Raw genomic sequence first — 16,711 nt, forward strand, 5'->3', positions numbered from 1 at the left:
GCCTTCGGACCTGACAGACCCTTTGCAGCGGCCAACAGCCCGGCCACGGACCGCTGCCGCAATGTCACAGGAACGCACCAATGGCCGCCGCCGGCACGCCGGTTGACCCCTCAATGCCCCGCTTCTTGCCGCTTCGCGCGAAGCGGACGCGACCATTCGCTCTGGTGCCGTCGGCGTCCTCCCGGCTACCGTATCGGCTGCTTTCTACGACATCACCCGCCCCGTCAGGAGCCCACCGTGACCCGCCGTCTCCGCCTGCTCACGACTCTCACCGCCGGCACGGCAACGGCACTTCTGCTCGCCGGCTGCGGCGGAGGGGGAGACAACTCCAAGTCGAACGACAAGATCGCGGGCGCGGACACCGACACATCGTCCTCGGCCTCACCGAGCGCGTCGGCCTCGACGGCGGACGCCGCGGGGCGCCCGAAGATCACGTTCCCCTCCGACGCGAAGAACGTCTTCGAGGACACGAAGACGGGGGACGCGACCAAGGACGCCGTTCTCGCGGACAGCGCCCTCGGCGTCAACGCCGTGGACGAGGCGATCTTCAAGGGGAGCACCGGTACCAAGGCGCTGGGTTTCTACAACACGGGGAAGGCGCTGGAGTCGTCGATCACCTATGCGAATGGGTTCATCAACGACAGCGACACGTGGATCGGAGAGATCCGCTTCTTCGACCGCAAGGTGACCCTCTCCGGCGCGAAGCAGGCCTACGTCACCTACTGCTCCGACGAGAGCAAGGCCTTCGTCAAGAACAAGAAGACCAAGAAGGTCGACCGGAACGCGGCGACCTCCAGGTCTTATGTGCTCTACCACACCACGCTCACGAAGAACGCCGATGGTGTCTGGCAGACCACTGACATCGTTTCAAACAGGGGGGACAAGGCGTGCCAGCCATAAGGAAGTTGGTGAGGATTGCGACGGTCCTGGCGCTGGCCAGTGCTCCCGTCCTCGCCTCCCAAGCGGCCTATGCGGACCTCGACGGCAAAGGAAACAACGGTCAGGGGTCGCAGGAGCACGGAGACTCCTCCGGCGACGGCAAGATCTCCTCGACCGTCGGCATGATCGTCTACGACCGTTCCAAGAACGGTTCCGGCGATTCCGTCGGGTCCATCACCTCCACCACGTCCTGGACCCCGCCGGCGTGCTGGTACGCGCCGAAGTACACGCCGGCCGAGCTGCAGGCGTACCTGGAGCCGATCTGGGAGGCCGGCTCGACCGGTGACGGGTGGGACGCGACCCAGCGCGACCGGTACGTCAACGGCCACCCCTACAAGGACTTCAACAAGGACAAGACCGGCAAGGGCTACTGGTGGGACTCGTACGTCAACGAGTCGTTCCCGCCCGGCTGGGACCAATGCAAGGAGCCCTACTTCTGGGTGGACACCGGTGACGCGCCGCCGGCCAACATCAAGAACGCCGTCACGCCGGAGATCCTCGCCCAACTCGCCTACAACGAGATCCGGGTGCCCTCCAAGGACGTGAGCCTGGCCCCCGCCGGGACCACGAAGGTCAACCTCCCCACGTGGGCGTGGCTGGACCGGGCGACCTTCAGGCCGGTGTCGGTCACCGCGCGCATCGACGCCCTGGGCATGTGGGCCACGACCACCGCCACACCCGTCTCCCTCAAGATCGAGCCGGGCACCTCCGACGCCGTCACCTACCCGGCCTCCGGGGTCTGCGAGTTCGACAACGGCAGTGTCGGGGAGAAGTACACCGCGGGGGACGCCGACAAGACACCACCCTGTGGAGTGAAGTACCTCCGCTCGTCCGGCAACGGCTCGTACCAGCTCAAAGCCACCATCACCTGGGACATCAGCTGGACCGGCAGCGACGGCGGCGGCACCCACGACCTGGCTCCCGGCTCCTTCGGCCGCTCGCAGGATGTCACCGTGCAGGAGATCCAGTCCGTCAACAGGTGAGGTGCTTCGTCGACGGGGGTCTGATCAGGTGGCACAAGGGTGGCCGGTCAGATCCCCACCGGGGCCCAAGCTCACGCCTCCGCGAGCCCCGGAGCGGTTCAGGGCTATAGCTTGGGAAAATCCGGAACCATGGCGACGGCGAATGCCAGACGTCGATCCAGCCACCCCACCTTGATCGACATATCAATGCTGCTGTCGATCTGCGGGATTCCTTTGGAGACCATCACCAGCTCGTCCTCGGTTCTCCATTCGAGTGTGCGCCCCTCAGTGGTTCGGTTGTCGCCGTCCGCTGCCAGCTCCATAACCGCATTGAGGGTCGACTCGAGGCCACGCAACGCCAAGCCCTTCGGGCTGTTGTTGGCGAGCGACCATTGGCTGCGTCCTGCGATCTCGGGCTGGCCCGGCTGGTCAATTCGCCAAGTATGGTGAACCATCCTGTTCGAGGAGGGAATGCGGCGGATCGTGCCGATCACCCGCCCTTCACTGTCCCGAACGCTACGGTGCACCTCCTTGCCGACGTCCATGGGATCGTCGACGGTGCAAAGAACCCGTTGGGCCGCTTCGTCCTCGTAGAGCATCGGCTCATCCACCGGATTGCTGGGCGAGTCGGTCCGGAAATAGCCGCAGGGCGCATAGGTCCGGACGTCCTTCGCCTGTCGGGGAACCCGCACCGCGAGACGACCGAGCTGGGGCTTCTTGCCATGGATGACTGATCGCTCGGTCCTTCCGATGGTGAAGCGGCGAACGTCCCTCCAGTCGACGGCGGGGACAGGAGGCCCCTGCTCCTGCGCCTTACGCTTGCCGAACACCACCGACGACTCCCTCCATCGCTTCCGCAATGTAATGACCAGAGCCTATCCAGGGCATGGCGACAGTGTCACCGGGCGACCCGAGGCCAGAGAGTCCGATCTCGCGCAACTACCTTGTCCGGACGTGGAGATGGCGGTACAGGGAGCCTTGGGCATCGGTGCCCCCTGTACCGCATCTCGACGAACGCCCTGTTCATCACGTCATGCTCGACAACGCATCGGGAGCGCGACAGCGACGTGCCATACGGTGGCCGTGGGGCCATGAAATGCGGCGCCCTGAAGAGACAGCGCACGCCGTCGGGGGAGTTCTGGCGGCTTTGCCACGAGAGACCGAGGTAAGACGCCTTCCATGCCTTCCTACGACAGCTCGCGCGCACGTTTTCGCCTGGCCGACCGCCACATCGCGGTCCTCGCGCACCTTCTGGACGGCGAGACACCGCCCGAGGAACTGTGGGAATCGCTGGTCGAACTCCAGCGGATCGGCCTGGTCGGCGAGGAGGGCGAACTGGCGCCGATCCTCAGGGGCCTCCTCAGCGCCTTGGCTGCTCCGCTGGTCCTTGCGACAGTGGAGGTCACAGGCGAGCACGGGACGATCAACCATGGGGTCATCGTCGGTCAGGAGTCGGTGGTCGCTCACGAAGGCTGGCCCGGAGACGAGGAGGCCGAGTACACGCCCATCGCCCCGCACAGTCTGGTCTGGGAGTTGGCGCGTATGGTCAACCTGCAGGCCGACGACCAAGCGAACTCGGACGTCTCCTGTATCGAGACGACAATGGGTGCCCTCGACGCGGCACTGTCGGTTCTGGACCAGGGGCAGGGCGACGAGGCCGCGACCAGAGATCTCATTCTCAAGGCACTGATCGAGTCCGGTAGCCCCACGGAGCCGGAACTGGGCGAGTTCGCCGAACTCGTGATGGCCCTGAACGCGACATGGCGTATCAGTACTGCCTGGGACGGCAGGCACGAGGGGCAGCGAGCCGCGATGATCCGGGCTCTGGCGGTGTGGGACTGCGGGCCGCGTGGCTACTGGGTCAGGGAGAAGCCCGAAGAGCCCATCCTGGAAGGGCAGGTCGGGCCCGAGAGCGTACTGCGCCTGGTGCGCACGCGGAACGGAAAGATCTGGGAGAAGATCACTGACCTTCTCCCGGACAAGGAGGAGCTGATCGGGGGCGAGGAGAACCCGATCGACGCGTGAAGCGTTGAGGGCATCAGGGCGCTGCGGGCAGGTGATCCCGCGGCGCCTCGTTCTTCCTTGCGCGCAGGGTCAGAACCAGTTCTTTGGATTGAGTGCATGGCCGACTTTTTTAGCCGTGCCTACTGGGTCCGTCACGGCTTCCTCGGCGGCGTTGCCAACCGCCTCCGCTGCCTCGCCCGCGCCCTTCTTGATGCCGTCCCAGTGCTGTACGACCTTGGCACCCAAGTAGACGGCACCGAACACGACGGTGGCACCGATGGTGATGGGGTTGGGTGCGAGGGTGGCTGCGGTCAGGGATGCGTTGAACCCGGTCTCGGCGACATCCGCGACATAGGAAGCACCCTTTTCCCGTGTTGAGAAATTACCCTTTTCCCAGGGCAAGCCATCGTGATAGAGCGTGTTGGCGCTGATGGCGGTCGAGGCGATACCGCCCAGCACACCGACGCCGCGAAAGGCGCCGGCCACCTTGCCGGTGGTGGTCAGGCCTCTGAGCGCCGCTGCTCCCCGGCCCAGTCCCTGCACGCTGCGCGCATCCGTGTAGGCGTTGCCGGCGACCTTGAAGAGGTTGGCGCTGGCCGCTCTGGCGGCGACGCCCGCGTGCGTGGTCTCTCCGAACGCTGCCGCCAACTCGTTGTTTCCGCCAATGAATCGGACGATCGAGTTCGGTCCCATATCCATGAACCGGGAACCGGCGAGCCTGTTCCATCCCCTGCTGCTGGCCCAGGTCTGCACCGAGGACATTCCAGGGAGGCGTCCCAGTTGCTGGAATCCCTGGCTTCGGTAAACGAGGTTGGCAATTTTCGTGGGAAGCCACGAACCCGGGGCGTTAAGCGACTTGAGCTCCGGATACCAGGCCCTTACGTCCCTGCCCCAACGCACCAGGACCCTGTTTCCGCTCCTCCGTACCAGGTTGTACACGCTGTCCTGGATGGGTTGAGTCCATCCGCCCGTACGCCACGCAGTGCGGATGCGGTTGCCCACCAGAACCCTCGTCAGGGTCGTCGCAACAAGGGTTGTCTCTGCGGCCGTATCAGTGAACCCCTTGTACTCTCTGACGGCCCCGACGAATGCCGCGACTGTCTTCTCGTGCGGCTGAAGGCCGGGAATTTTCGTCAGAGCGGTCACTTCAAGGCGTTCGATCCATGCGTCGATCGACTCGTCGTCGCCCCGCCGCAAGGACTTGGCTGCCGGATCATCGCTTGCGGCCACCGAATTGGCCAGCAGCACCTGGTCCGGCGTGAGTTCTTGGCCCTTGTGGTTCCGAATGTCCTCGCCGCTGAAACCGGCCCAGCGTAGGCCCGCCTCCGGATCGCCGCTTTCCAACCGGGCGATCCCCGCACGCTTGCGAAGGTCCGGCCCGGTGTCGGTGACCCAGCTCCGCAGGGGCTTCAGTGCCGCCAACTTGCCGGAGACATTCAGCCGGGAGGCTCTCGTGAAGGCCTCGTCAAGCTTGTCCTGGACACCGCCTCGCCCCTGCAAGAGCTTGGCGAGCTGCTCCAGGTCGTCCGGGTTGACGGTCCTCACGTTGCTGTCTCCCCCTGAGTTCTTTGCCTCGCCGGTACCGTGATGGCCCTGAGCAGGCGCCACATCCTATGCGTGCTTGTCATGCTTCCCGTCCAGGAAATGGGAGGGGGTACGGAGCCGCACACGATGCTCACCTGCCAACCACCAGGGCAAAGGTGAATGTCAGCCGACGGTCCGTTTCTGCCGCGTGAGTCGAGTCGGGGCGCCGCTCCCGGATGTTGATGCGGGGGAACCCGCTCGTGGTGATGAGACGCCTGCGGTATCCGCCGCTCGGCAAGCCGATACGGATGTCTGTGCCAGCGCCGATGCAGTCGGCTCCCGTCCGGTAGTCCCCCTGTCAACCCGACAGTGGGCCGTCTTCACGGTGGCCAGAGCGGCCGGGCCCGTACGCAGCCCCGCCGACTACGACCGGCAGCCGCCCGCCCCCCTGCTTTCAGCAGCCGCCGTACCCCCTCCCACCCCGACCTCTCACCCGCCCTCCCCCCAGGGTGAGAGCAACGTTCCTTTCCGGTCACTCGTAGGTACAGGGTGGAAACGACGCGTCCCTACCTTCGGGCCTAGTCACTCGTAGCAGCCCGAGCACGCGGAGCACCGTGGAGGCGTCATGACAGCCCCAGCCCCTACTTCCCGTAGTCGCTGGATCCAGGAGTGGGATCCGGAGGACGAGGCGTTCTGGAACGCGACCGGCGAGAAGGTCGCACGCCGGAACCTGATCTTCTCGGTTCTCTCCGAGCACATCGGGTTCTCGATCTGGACCATGTGGTCCGTGCTGGTGCTGTTCATGGGCCCGGAGTACGGGCTCACCCCGGCCGACAAGTTCCTGCTGACCTCGATGGTCACCCTGGTCGGCGCGGTCGTCCGGGTGCCGTACACCTTCGCCGTCGCGCTCTTCGGCGGCCGGAACTGGACGATCATCAGCGCCGGACTGCTGCTCGTCCCCACCGTCGCCGCCTTCGCGGTGATGAAGCCGGGGACGTCGTTCAACACGTTCCTGCTCGTCGGGCTGCTGGCCGGCATCGGCGGCGGCAACTTCGCGAGCAGCATGACCAACATCAACGCCTTCTTCCCGCTGCGGAAGAAGGGGTGGGCGCTGGGGCTCAACGCGGGTGGCGGCAACATCGGCGTGCCGGTCATCCAGCTGGTCGCCCTCGCGATCATCGGGGCGAGCGGCGGGCCGCGCGTGCTGCTGGGCATCTACATTCCGCTGATCGTCGTCGCCGCCGTGCTCGCCGCGCTCTTCATGGACAACCTCGCCACCGTGAAGAACGACACCGGCGCCGCGATCGACGCCGCCAAGGACGCCCACACCTGGATCATGTCCTTCCTCTACGTCGGGACGTTCGGGTCGTTCATCGGGTACGCCTTCGCCTTCGGGCAGGTGCTGCAGGTCCAGTTCGGGCGCACCCCGCTGCAGGCCGCCTACCTCACCTTCGTCGGCCCGCTGCTCGGCTCCCTGATCCGGCCCGTCGGCGGCTGGCTCGCCGACAAGTACGGCGGCGCGAAGATCACCCTGTGGAACTACGTCGGCATGGCCACCGCCACCGGCCTCCTCGTCATCGCCAGCATCGAGAAGTCACTGCCGTTCTTCGTCACCGTCTTCGTCGTGCTGTTCGTGCTCAGCGGGCTGGGGAACGGGTCCACGTACAAGATGATCCCCGGCATCTTCCAGACCAAGGCACTCGCCAAGGGGCTCGCCGGTGACGAGGCCGCGGCCTACGGGCGGCGGCTGTCCGGGGCCTCCATGGGGCTCATCGGGGCCGTCGGCGCGCTCGGCGGCGTCGGCATCAACCTCGCCTTCCGGCAGTCGTACCTCTCCTACGGCAGCGGCACCGGGGCCTTCGTCGCCTTCCTGGCCTTCTACGGCCTGTGCTTCGCGGTCACCTGGGCCGTATACCTTCGCCGGCCCGCCGCGCAGGGGCGGGCCGCAGCCGCCACCGAGACAAAGGCGCAGCTCAGCTACGCCGAGGTGTGACGTAACACTGGTGACATCAAGTCGAACCGAGCCTGTCACGGACCGTTGACAGGCTCGTTCGGCATGCGGGTCAGCTAGGAGAGCAGCCATGTACGAGGAACAGCAGCGGTCGGGCGACGGCGGCGGTCAGCACGGTCCCCTCGCGGGATTCACCGTGGGGGTCACGGCCGCGCGCCGCGCCGACGAGCTCGGGGCACTGCTCCAGCGGCGCGGTGCCGCCGTCCTGCACGCCCCCGCCCTGCGCATCGTGCCGCTCGCCGACGACGGCGAACTGCTCGCCGCCACGAAGGAGATCGTCGACCAGGTACCGGACATCGTGGTGGCGACCACCGCGATCGGGTTCCGCGGCTGGGTCGAGGCCGCCGACGGCTGGGGCGTCGGCGAGCAGCTGCTCGGGCGGCTCCGGGACGTGGAGCTGCTGGCCCGCGGGCCCAAGGTGAAGGGGGCGATCCGGGCCGCCGGGCTGACCGAGGAGTGGTCGCCGTCCTCCGAGTCGATGGCCGAGGTGCTCGACCGCCTCCTGGAGGAGGGCGTCGACGGCCGCCGGATCGCCGTACAGCTGCACGGGGAGCCGCTGCCCGGGTTCGTGGAGTCGCTGCGGGCGGCGGGTGCGGAGGTGGTGCCGGTGCCGGTGTACCGGTGGATGCCGCCGGAGGACCTCGGGCCGGTGGACCGGCTCCTGGACGCGGTCGTCTCCCGCTCCGTCGACGCCATCACGTTCACCAGCGCGCCCGCCGCGGCCTCGCTGCTCTCGCGCGCCGAGGACCGGGGGCTGCGGGGCGACCTGCTCGCCGCCCTCAACCACGACGTCGTACCGGCCTGCGTCGGACCGGTCACCGCGCTGCCGCTGCAGGCGCTCGGCGTCGACACGGTCCAGCCGGAACGCTTCCGGCTCGGTCCGCTCGTCCAGCTGCTCTGCCAGGAACTGCCGTCCCGGGCGCGGGCGTTGCCGGTCGCCGGGCACCGGGTGGAGATCCGCGGGCACGCCGTCCTCGTGGACGGCGCGCTCAAGCCGGTGCCGCCGGCCGGGATGTCCCTGCTGCGGGCGCTGGCCCGGCGGCCGGGCTGGGTGGTGGCCCGCGCCGAACTGCTGCGCGCGCTGCCGGGCGCCGGCCGCGACGAGCACGCGGTGGAGACGGCGATGGCCCGCCTGCGCACGGCCCTGGGCGCCCCGAAGCTGATCCAGACGGTGGTCAAGCGCGGCTACCGGCTCGCACTCGACCCGGCGGCGGACACCAAGTACGCCGACGCGTGAGACCGGCCGCCGACGACCCGGCCGTGGAGCGGTCTGGGGGCGCGGGGTGCGGTGCGTTTTCGCCACCGGAGGTGGGCGGACCGGCTGACCGTCGTACGACGTTGTGGGGACCGCCTCCCGGCCACGGGCCGTAGGGGGCGGTCCCCGGGTCACCACTCGGGTCCGTTCCTGCCCGTGTGGGCCGGGCCGTCCCGTGCGGACGCGCGTGTGCGACCGCGCGTGCCCCGGGACCGCGCGCATGCGCTCTGCCGGATCTTGCCGCCCGGGCGGCAGGCTGGCGCCGACACGGCACACGGGGGGACGGAATGACACGCTGGCAGCCCTTGCCGGCCGCACTGCCGGGGGAGGCCCGGCACCTGGTCGAGCATCTGCGCGTCCTGAAGGGCCGCACCGGACTGAGCCTCGCCGAACTGGCCCGGCGCACCGCGTACAGCAAGTCGTCCTGGCAGCGCTATCTGAGCGGGGACAGACTGCCGCCGAGGGATGCCGCGCAGATGCTGTGCCGGCTCGGCGGCGGGGACCGGACGCGGCTGCTGGCGCTGTGGGAACTGGCCGAACAGGCCTGGCCGCAGGGCGCGGCGGAGCCGCCCGCGGAAGCGGCGCCCGAGCCGCCCACGGGGCAGCGGCGGTGGCGGACCGCCGCGCTCGCCGCGTCCGTCCTCGCCGCGCTGCTGGCCGCCGGGCTGCTGTGGGCGCTGCCCCGCAGGGCGGGCGACCGGCCGGCCGCCCGCCCCGGGAGCGCGCTCAGCCGAGCTGGTCGTAGTACGCGATCCGCCAGGACCCGGTGCCCTTGATCCGCACCCGGTACTTGTTGCTGACCCGCTTGAAGGTGGCCTTCCGCACGGTGCCGTTGTAGGTGACGATGCCGCCGGAGGCCGGGCCGGTGAGCCGCTGCTGGGCGAAGGTCCAGGTCTGGTCGGTGACGACGCCGTCGTTGTCCGACAGGTTGAAGTGGTCCTGCCACCACTGGGTGGCCGATTCGGTCTCGGGGCCGAACGAGCCGTCGATCAGGCTCTTGGTGAACGGGTGCGAGTCGCCGTCGTCGTCCTGCCACTGGGCGCCGTCCGCCCACAGGACGGTCTCCCACAGGGCCGTCGCGTTGCTGCTCGCGTAGTCGTCGACGCCGAGGTTCTCCTCGTCCTGCCAGTCGTCGAGGACGGAGCCGCCGCCGTCTATCCCGTGGTACGGGGCGGCGCTCGCGGCCGGTGCCAGGGCCAGGCCACCACCGGCCCCCAGCAGTACGGCCGTCGCCAGCGCGACGACCCGGGTGCGCATGCTCATGAACGTGTCCTTTCTGAACCGCCGTCCCCCGGCGGGGTCCCCCCTGGGGCGGCTCGCTGTGCTTTCGCAGGAGACAGCGTCACGGTCGTCGGCGGGGGCGGCGAGGCCTGCCGGGGTCCCCGGACCGAACGGGGACGACCCGTACGCCGTGCTCCGGTGTCCCCGCCGGGTGCGGGTCGGACGGGAACCTCGTGGAACACCGGTACGAGGGCTTCCGGCGGCCCGCCGCGCCGGGCACTGTGAAGGAACACGGTTCCCTGTCCTAAGGCGGTGGCAGGCACATGGCACTGGGTACGGCCGCGGCCCCCTACGAGCTGCGCTTCGACGCCGGGCGGGTCTGCCTGGACCTGCTGGCGACCACGCACCCCGGCGAACGGCTCGACGCGCTCGGGCCGTTGCGGGCCTGGATCACCGGATCGGGACTCGTCCCGCCGGGCACCCCGCTGCCGCACGCCGACACCGGCTGGCTCGTGGACTTCCGCGAACTGCGCGCCCAGGTGGAGCGGTTGGTGCGCGACCGGAACACCGGCCGGAACAACGGCAGCGCACGGTCGTACGATCTCGCGCTCGCCCGGGTCAACGACCTCGCCCGCGCCGCCGCGCCCCCGGCCCCGCGCGCCGTGCCGGGCGAGGGCGGGGTCCTGGTGCGGGAGTTGGCCGGTCCGGCCGAGTGCGCGGCCCTGCTCGCGGCCGTCGCGCGGGACACCGTGGAGCTGCTCACCGACCCCGTCGCGCGGGCGGCGATCAGGGAGTGCGAGGGCGACAACTGCCCCCTCGTGTACCTGGACACGTCCCGGGGGCGCAGGCGCCGCTGGTGCTCCAGCGAGGTCTGCGGCAACCGCGAGCGGGTGGCCCGGCACCGGCGGCGCGCCGCGCTCGCCCGCGCCTGAACCGGACGGGATCTCCGCAACTCCTGTCCCTTTCACGGCTTCTGTCGGATCTTCATCGAAGCTTCTTCAAAGTGATTTCGACAACACTCCGTTTGATGACGGGCGCGTACGGGCAGCTCGACCGCCGTCGACGTTGTGTCGGAAATGTAAAGATCACGCGGTGGGAATGTGCGGTCATGTCCCGCTCGTCATGTCACCCAGCTGAAAAATGTGGGGTCTTGTTGAACACCCCGCATGCCACTTCCGTACCGGTGGGGGAGCGACCGACTGGGGGAACCCCCGGACACCGGAGGTGGGCGTGCGCAAGGATGCGGCCGTGGCCAATGAACGTGGATCGAGGGCCCGACATCGCATGTCCCAGCCCTCGGAGCCTGATGAGGAGCTGATGCGTGCCCTCTACCGAGAGCACGCCGGACCACTCCTTGCGTATGTCCTTCGGCTGGTCGCCGGTGATCGGCAACGCGCCGAGGACGTCGTGCAAGAGACACTCATCCGTGCCTGGAAGAACGCCGGCCAGCTCAATCGAGCGACCGGATCGGTACGCCCCTGGCTGGTGACGGTCGCTCGCCGCATCGTCATCGACGGTCACCGCAGCCGGCAGGCCCGGCCGCAGGAGGTCGATCCGTCGCCGCTGGAGGTCATCCCCGCGGAGGACGAGATCGACAAGGCGCTGTGGCTGATGACGCTGTCCGACGCGCTCGACGACCTGACCCCGGCCCACCGGGAGGTGCTCGTCGAGACGTACTTCAAGGGGCGTACCGTCAACGAGGCGGCCGAAACGCTGGGTATACCCAGCGGCACCGTCCGTTCGCGGGTCTTCTATGCCCTCAGGTCGATGAAGCTGGCTCTGGAGGAGCGGGGGGTGACGGCGTGATGAGTGTGTACGGGGGGCACGGCGGGTTCGGCACAGGTGGTTCGGGTATGTCTGGTGCTATGCAGGAATCTCCGGTGCCCAATGAGCACGAGACGGTCGGCGCGTATGCGCTGGGGATTCTCGACGATGCCGAGGCAACCGCTTTCGAGGCCCATCTGGCCGGATGTGAGTGGTGCGCCCAGCAGCTCGACGAGCTGGCCGGAATGGAGCCCATGCTGGCCGCCCTGGCCGATCTGCCGGGCTCCGGATCGACACCGTCCATCGGTGAGTCGCTGTCCGCCAAGCCCAGCCCGCGGATGGTGGAGAAGCTCGTCGTCGAGGTCGCCGAGAAGCGGAAGGTCCGCAGCCGGCGCAGCCTCTTCGGCCTGGCCGCCTCGGTCGTGCTGATCGCCGGCGGTGCGGCGGCCGGCGTGGCGCTGAGCGGCTCGGACAGCGGCAGCAGCGGCGGCGACATCGCCATGGGCCCGGCCCAGCAGGCCTTCCAGACGATGTCCGACAAGCAGACGGCCACGGACCCGACGACCCACGTCACCGCGACCGTCGCCGTCGAGAAGAAGGACTGGGGCACCCACGCGGTCCTCCAGCTCAAGAACGTCACCGGCCCGAAGAAGTGCTCGCTCATCGCCGTCGGCAAGAACGGCGAGCGCGAGACGGTGACCTCCTGGTCCGTCCCGAACTGGGGCTACGGCATCACGGACGCCAAGACGGCGAAGGCCAAGGAGCCTCTCTACGTCCACGGCGGCGCCGCCTTCACCCCCAGCCAGATCGACCACTTCGAGGTCATGACCTTCGACGGCAAGAAGCTGGTCTCGGTCAGCGCGTAGCTTCAGCGGGCCCCCTTCGCGTACGGTTGACGGCTGCCCAGCACGTCAGAAGGGGGCCCGGTGGCCGCTCAGGCTCAGCAATCCGCGGTCGGCTCTCACGGCCCCGAACAGGATGCCGTCCAGGACTCGGTCCAGGACTCCGTTCGGGACCGTGAGATCAGCGTCGAACAGGAACACCTCGACCGGGTGTACCGGCGTCTTGAGGAGAAGATCCACGAGGCGGAGTTCCTGATGAACGACGCGGCCAAGCGCGGTCAGGTAGGTACGCCCGGCGCACTCGCGGAGCGGGACGCCCAGGTATTCCGGGCGGGCGTCCACCTCAACCGGCTCAACAACGAGTTCGAGGACTTCCTCTTCGGCCGGATCGACCTGCTCCTCGGCAGGGACGGCAAGAAGGGGCCCGACGGCGCCTACACCGCCGTGGAACCGGCCGAGGGCGCGGTCCGCGCCGACAACTCCGCCGACATCGCCGAGACCCTGCACATCGGCCGCATCGGCGTCCTCGACCAGGACTACGCCCCCCTGGTCATCGACTGGCGGGCACCCGCCGCGGCTCCCTTCTACAGGTCCACTCCGGTGGATCCCGGGCGTGTCGTACGACGCCGGGTGATCCGCTCCAAGGGCCGCAGGGTCCTCGGTGTCGAGGACGACCTGATGCGCCCCGAGCTCACCGCCCGCCTCGACGGCCGCGAACTGCCCGTGATCGGCGACGGCGCCCTGATGGCCGCCCTCGGCCAGGCCCGCACCCACACCATGCGGGACATCGTCGCCTCCATCCAGGCCGAGCAGGACCTGGTCATCCGCGCCCCCGCCGCCTCCGTCACCTACGTCGAGGGCGGCCCCGGCACCGGCAAGACCGCCGTCGCCCTGCACCGCGCCGCCTACCTGCTCTACCAGGACCGGCGCCGCTACGCGGGCGGCATCCTGATCGTCTCCCCGACCCCGCTCCTCGTGGCGTACACCGAAGGGGTCCTGCCGTCCCTCGGCGAGGAGGGCCAGGTCGCCATCCGCGCCATCGGCTCCCTCGTCGACGGCGCCGAGGCCACCCTCTACGACACGCCGGCCACCGCCCGCGCCAAGGGCTCCTCCCGGATGCTCCGGGTGCTGCGCAAGGCCGCCCGCGGAGCCCTGGAGCTGAACGACTCACCGACCCGGCTCAGAGTCGTCGCCTTCAACCGCCGGCTGGAGCTGGAGGCCGAGGAACTGGACCGCGTCAGACACAACGCGCTGGGCGGCACGGCCCCGGTCAACCTCCTGCGCCCGCGCGCCCGCAAGCTCCTGCTCGACGCCCTCTGGGCCCGCTCCGGTGCGGCCGGCCGGCACAGCGACCCGGAACTCGCCGCCGAACTGCGCGCCTCCTTCGACGAGGACATCGTCACGGAGGACTCCTTCATCGCGTTCCTCGACGCCTGGTGGCCCGAGCTCACCCCGCAGGCCGTCCTCACGGCCATGACCGACGAGCGCCGGCTCGGCCGCTGGGCCCGCCGCATCCTCAACCCCGGCGAGGTCCGCCGGGTCGCCCGCTCCCTGAAGCGGGACGGCCGTACCGTGCACGACATCGCCATGCTCGACGAGCTCCAGGCCATCCTCGGCGCCCCCGTCCGCCCCCGCAGGAAGCGCGAGGCGGACCCGCTGGACCAGCTCACCGGCCTGGAGGAGCTGATGCCGGTGCGCGAGGAGTCCCAGCGCGAGCGCGCCGAACGGCTGGCGGCCGAACGGGTCGAGTACGCCCACGTCATCGTCGACGAGGCGCAGGACCTCACCCCGATGCAGTGGCGCATGGTCGGCCGCCGCGGCCGGCACGCCACCTGGACGGTCGTCGGCGACCCCGCCCAGTCCTCCTGGTCCGACCCCGACGAGGCGGCCGAGGCCCGCGACGAGGCCCTCGGCTCCCGCCCGCGCCGCCGCTTCGAGCTCACCGTGAACTACCGCAACCCCGCGGAGATCGCCGACCTCGCCGCCAAGGTGCTGGCCCTCGCCATGCCCGGCTCCACGTCCCCCTCGGCCGTCCGCTCCACCGGTGTCGAACCCCGGTTCGCCCCCGTGCGCGACTCGCTGGAGAAGACCGTGCGCGCGGAGGCCGAGCACCTGCTCGACCTGGTCGACGGCACGGTCGGCGTGGTCGTCGCCATGGACCGGCGCGCCGAGGCCGCCCGCTGGCTCGCCGGGCTCGGCGACCGGGTGGTGGCCCTCGGCAGCCTGGAGGCCAAGGGTCTGGAGTACGACGCGACGGTCGTCGTCTCGCCCGCGGAGATCGCCGACGAGTCCCCGGCCGGGCTGCGCGTGCTGTACGTGGCCCTCACCCGGGCGACCCAGCAGCTGACGGTGGTCTCCGGCGAGCGGGACGAACCGGACGCGGCCGGGGTGCCGGACCTGCTCCGGGACTGAGCACGAGGCCGGGCACGGGGCTGGCGACAGGCCCGTTCGGCTGGAGGTTTCCTGTGAAGTCCCCGGACGGGAATGGCCGTACGGGATCCGTTTGTTAGCCTTGTCGTGACACCGGCCCGATCCAAGCCCCCGGGCCCAACCTTCGTCGCTACGAGCGACCACTTGCCGCGAGGCGAGCATGGCGGGTCGGTGTCATAAACGGAGAAGAGGCCCACGTCACTGTGTGACGTGGGCCTCTTTTTTGCGCGAACAATACGCACGTAATAAGGCCCGGCTAACGCCTACCCGGCGGTAGGTGCGACGATCGGACGGCAAAACCAGCGACACGGTGAAACAACGAAGGAAGTCGGCCATGGCAACGGCGCCCAGCGTCTCCTACTCGATGACCATCCGGCTGGAGGTGCCCGCGAGCGGAACCGCCGTCTCGCAGCTCACCACCGCCGTGGAGTCCTCCGGGGGCTCGGTCACCGGCCTCGACGTCACCGCGTCCGGCCACGAGAAGCTCCGTATCGACGTCACCATCGCGGCCAGCTCCACCGCGCACGCCGACCAGATCGTCCAGCAGCTGCGCGGCATCGAGGGCGTCACCCTCGGCAAGGTCTCCGACCGTACCTTCCTGATGCACCTCGGCGGCAAGATCGAGATGCAGGCCAAGCACCCCATCCGCAACCGTGACGACCTCTCCATGATCTACACCCCGGGCGTGGCCCGCGTGTGCATGGCGATCGCGGAGAACCCCGAGGACGCGCGCCGCCTCACCATCAAGCGCAACTCCGTTGCGGTCGTGACGGACGGCTCCGCGGTCCTCGGCCTCGGCAACATCGGCCCCAAGGCCGCTCTCCCGGTCATGGAGGGCAAGGCGGCCCTCTTCAAGCGGTTCGCCGGCATCGACGCCTGGCCGCTCTGCCTCGACACCCAGGACACCGACGCGATCGTCGAGATCGTCAAGGCGATCGCCCCGGGCTTCGCCGGCATCAACCTGGAGGACATCTCCGCCCCCCGCTGCTTCGAGATCGAGGCGCGGCTGCGCGAGGCCCTCGACATCCCCGTCTTCCACGACGACCAGCACGGCACCGCGATCGTCGTCCTCGCCGCCCTGACCAACGCACTTCGCGTCACCGGCAAGGCCATCGAGAACATCCGGGTCGTCATGTCCGGGGCCGGCGCGGCCGGTACGGCCATCCTCAAGCTGCTGCTCGCGGCCGGCGTGAAGAACGCCGTCGTCGCCGACATCCACGGGGTCGTGCACTCCGCCCGCGAGGACCTGGTGGGCGCCTCCGCCGACTCGCCGCTGCGCTGGATCGCCGACAACACCAACCCGGAGAACCTCACCGGCACCCTGAAGGAGGCCGTGCGCGGCGCCGACGTCTTCATCGGCGTCTCCGCCCCGAACGTCCTCGACGGCGACGACGTGGCCGCCATGGCCGAGGGCGGGATCGTGTTCGCACTCGCGAACCCCGACCCCGAGGTGGACCCGGCGGTCGCCCGCCAGACGGCCGCCGTGGTGGCCACCGGCCGCTCCGACTTCCCCAACCAGATCAACAACGTGCTGGTCTTCCCGGGCGTCTTCCGCGGCCTCCTGGACGCGCAGTCCCGCACCGTCAACACCGACATGATGCTCGCGGCCGCGAAGGCCCTCGCGGACGTCGTGACCGAGGACGAGCTGAACCCCAACTACATCATTCCCAGCGTCTTCAACGAGAAGGTCGCGGGCGCGGTGGCGGGCGCGGTCAGGGAAGCGGCGAAGGGCGCCTGAAGTTTCTAGGGGCGCGGGGAA

General features: G+C 69.3%; 14 protein-coding genes. 11 read left to right on the forward strand and 3 right to left on the reverse strand.

The window, feature by feature from the left end; all coding sequences use genetic code 11:
• The first annotated feature begins 237 nt into the window (after positions 1-237).
• Positions 238-900 carry a hypothetical protein gene (locus tag ACIPSJ_RS00305; RefSeq protein ID WP_401342319.1) on the forward strand — a complete coding sequence of 221 codons (663 nt, stop codon included), beginning with the start codon at positions 238-240 and terminating at the stop codon, positions 898-900.
• Positions 888-1,922: a hypothetical protein gene (locus ACIPSJ_RS00310; protein ID WP_401342321.1), complete on the forward strand. Its 1,035-nt coding sequence runs from the start codon at positions 888-890 to the stop codon at positions 1,920-1,922. Before ACIPSJ_RS00305 ends, ACIPSJ_RS00310 begins: the two co-directional genes overlap by 13 nt.
• Before the next feature lie 104 nt (positions 1,923-2,026).
• On the opposite strand, the gene ACIPSJ_RS00315 is transcribed toward ACIPSJ_RS00310, so the two are convergent.
• Positions 2,027-2,734, reverse strand: a complete 708-nt coding sequence (locus tag ACIPSJ_RS00315; protein ID WP_401342323.1) for a hypothetical protein — start codon at positions 2,732-2,734, stop codon at positions 2,027-2,029.
• A gap of 346 nt (positions 2,735-3,080) precedes the next feature.
• Here ACIPSJ_RS00315 and ACIPSJ_RS00320 point away from each other — a divergent pair, with 346 nt between their 5' ends.
• A complete protein-coding gene (locus tag ACIPSJ_RS00320; protein WP_401342325.1) occupies positions 3,081-3,926 on the forward strand; it encodes a hypothetical protein in 846 nt (281 codons plus the stop codon).
• Between the two features lie 69 nt (positions 3,927-3,995).
• On the opposite strand, the gene ACIPSJ_RS00325 is transcribed toward ACIPSJ_RS00320, so the two are convergent.
• Positions 3,996-5,450, reverse strand: a complete 1,455-nt coding sequence (locus ACIPSJ_RS00325) for a PE-PGRS family protein (protein WP_401342327.1) — start codon at positions 5,448-5,450, stop codon at positions 3,996-3,998.
• A 604-nt stretch (positions 5,451-6,054) separates the two neighbouring features.
• Here ACIPSJ_RS00325 and ACIPSJ_RS00330 point away from each other — a divergent pair.
• From ACIPSJ_RS00330 to ACIPSJ_RS00340, 3 genes are all read left to right on the forward strand, one after another.
• The gene (locus tag ACIPSJ_RS00330) at positions 6,055-7,422 is read left to right on the forward strand and encodes a nitrate/nitrite transporter (RefSeq protein WP_401342328.1); all 1,368 of its coding nucleotides are present in this window, start codon (positions 6,055-6,057) and stop codon (positions 7,420-7,422) included.
• Positions 7,423-7,510: 88 nt separating this feature from the next.
• The gene (locus tag ACIPSJ_RS00335) at positions 7,511-8,677 is read left to right on the forward strand and encodes a uroporphyrinogen-III synthase (protein WP_359220943.1); all 1,167 of its coding nucleotides are present in this window, start codon (positions 7,511-7,513) and stop codon (positions 8,675-8,677) included.
• Between the two features lie 305 nt (positions 8,678-8,982).
• The gene (locus tag ACIPSJ_RS00340) at positions 8,983-9,471 is read left to right on the forward strand and encodes a helix-turn-helix domain-containing protein (protein WP_401342329.1); all 489 of its coding nucleotides are present in this window, start codon (positions 8,983-8,985) and stop codon (positions 9,469-9,471) included.
• On the opposite strand, the gene ACIPSJ_RS00345 is transcribed toward ACIPSJ_RS00340, so the two are convergent.
• Positions 9,422-9,958 carry a peptidoglycan-binding protein gene (locus ACIPSJ_RS00345; protein WP_359220938.1) on the reverse strand — a complete coding sequence of 179 codons (537 nt, stop codon included), beginning with the start codon at positions 9,956-9,958 and terminating at the stop codon, positions 9,422-9,424. The two genes, ACIPSJ_RS00340 and ACIPSJ_RS00345, sit on opposite strands and share 50 nt — an antisense overlap.
• A 281-nt stretch (positions 9,959-10,239) precedes the next feature.
• Between ACIPSJ_RS00345 and ACIPSJ_RS00350 the strand changes: the two genes are divergently transcribed.
• From ACIPSJ_RS00350 to ACIPSJ_RS00370, 5 genes are all read left to right on the forward strand, one after another.
• Positions 10,240-10,848, forward strand: coding sequence for an ABATE domain-containing protein (locus ACIPSJ_RS00350; RefSeq protein ID WP_359220935.1), 609 nt, complete (start codon positions 10,240-10,242; stop codon positions 10,846-10,848).
• A gap of 352 nt (positions 10,849-11,200) precedes the next feature.
• A complete protein-coding gene (locus ACIPSJ_RS00355) occupies positions 11,201-11,722 on the forward strand; it encodes a sigma-70 family RNA polymerase sigma factor (RefSeq protein WP_010039908.1) in 522 nt (173 codons plus the stop codon).
• Positions 11,722-12,546 (forward strand): zf-HC2 domain-containing protein, encoded by an 825-nt coding sequence (locus ACIPSJ_RS00360; RefSeq protein ID WP_359220932.1) that lies wholly within the window; start codon positions 11,722-11,724, stop codon positions 12,544-12,546. Before ACIPSJ_RS00355 ends, ACIPSJ_RS00360 begins: the two co-directional genes overlap by 1 nt.
• A 60-nt stretch (positions 12,547-12,606) precedes the next feature.
• Positions 12,607-14,934 carry a HelD family protein gene (locus tag ACIPSJ_RS00365; RefSeq protein WP_401342332.1) on the forward strand — a complete coding sequence of 776 codons (2,328 nt, stop codon included), beginning with the start codon at positions 12,607-12,609 and terminating at the stop codon, positions 14,932-14,934.
• Positions 14,935-15,286: 352 nt separating this feature from the next.
• Positions 15,287-16,690: an NAD-dependent malic enzyme gene (locus ACIPSJ_RS00370; protein WP_359220930.1), complete on the forward strand. Its 1,404-nt coding sequence runs from the start codon at positions 15,287-15,289 to the stop codon at positions 16,688-16,690.
• The last annotated feature ends 21 nt before the right edge of the window (positions 16,691-16,711 follow it).

It is taken from the genome of Streptomyces sp. NPDC090088 (assembly GCF_044747345.1).
Lineage (GTDB): Bacteria > Actinomycetota > Actinomycetes > Streptomycetales > Streptomycetaceae > Streptomyces.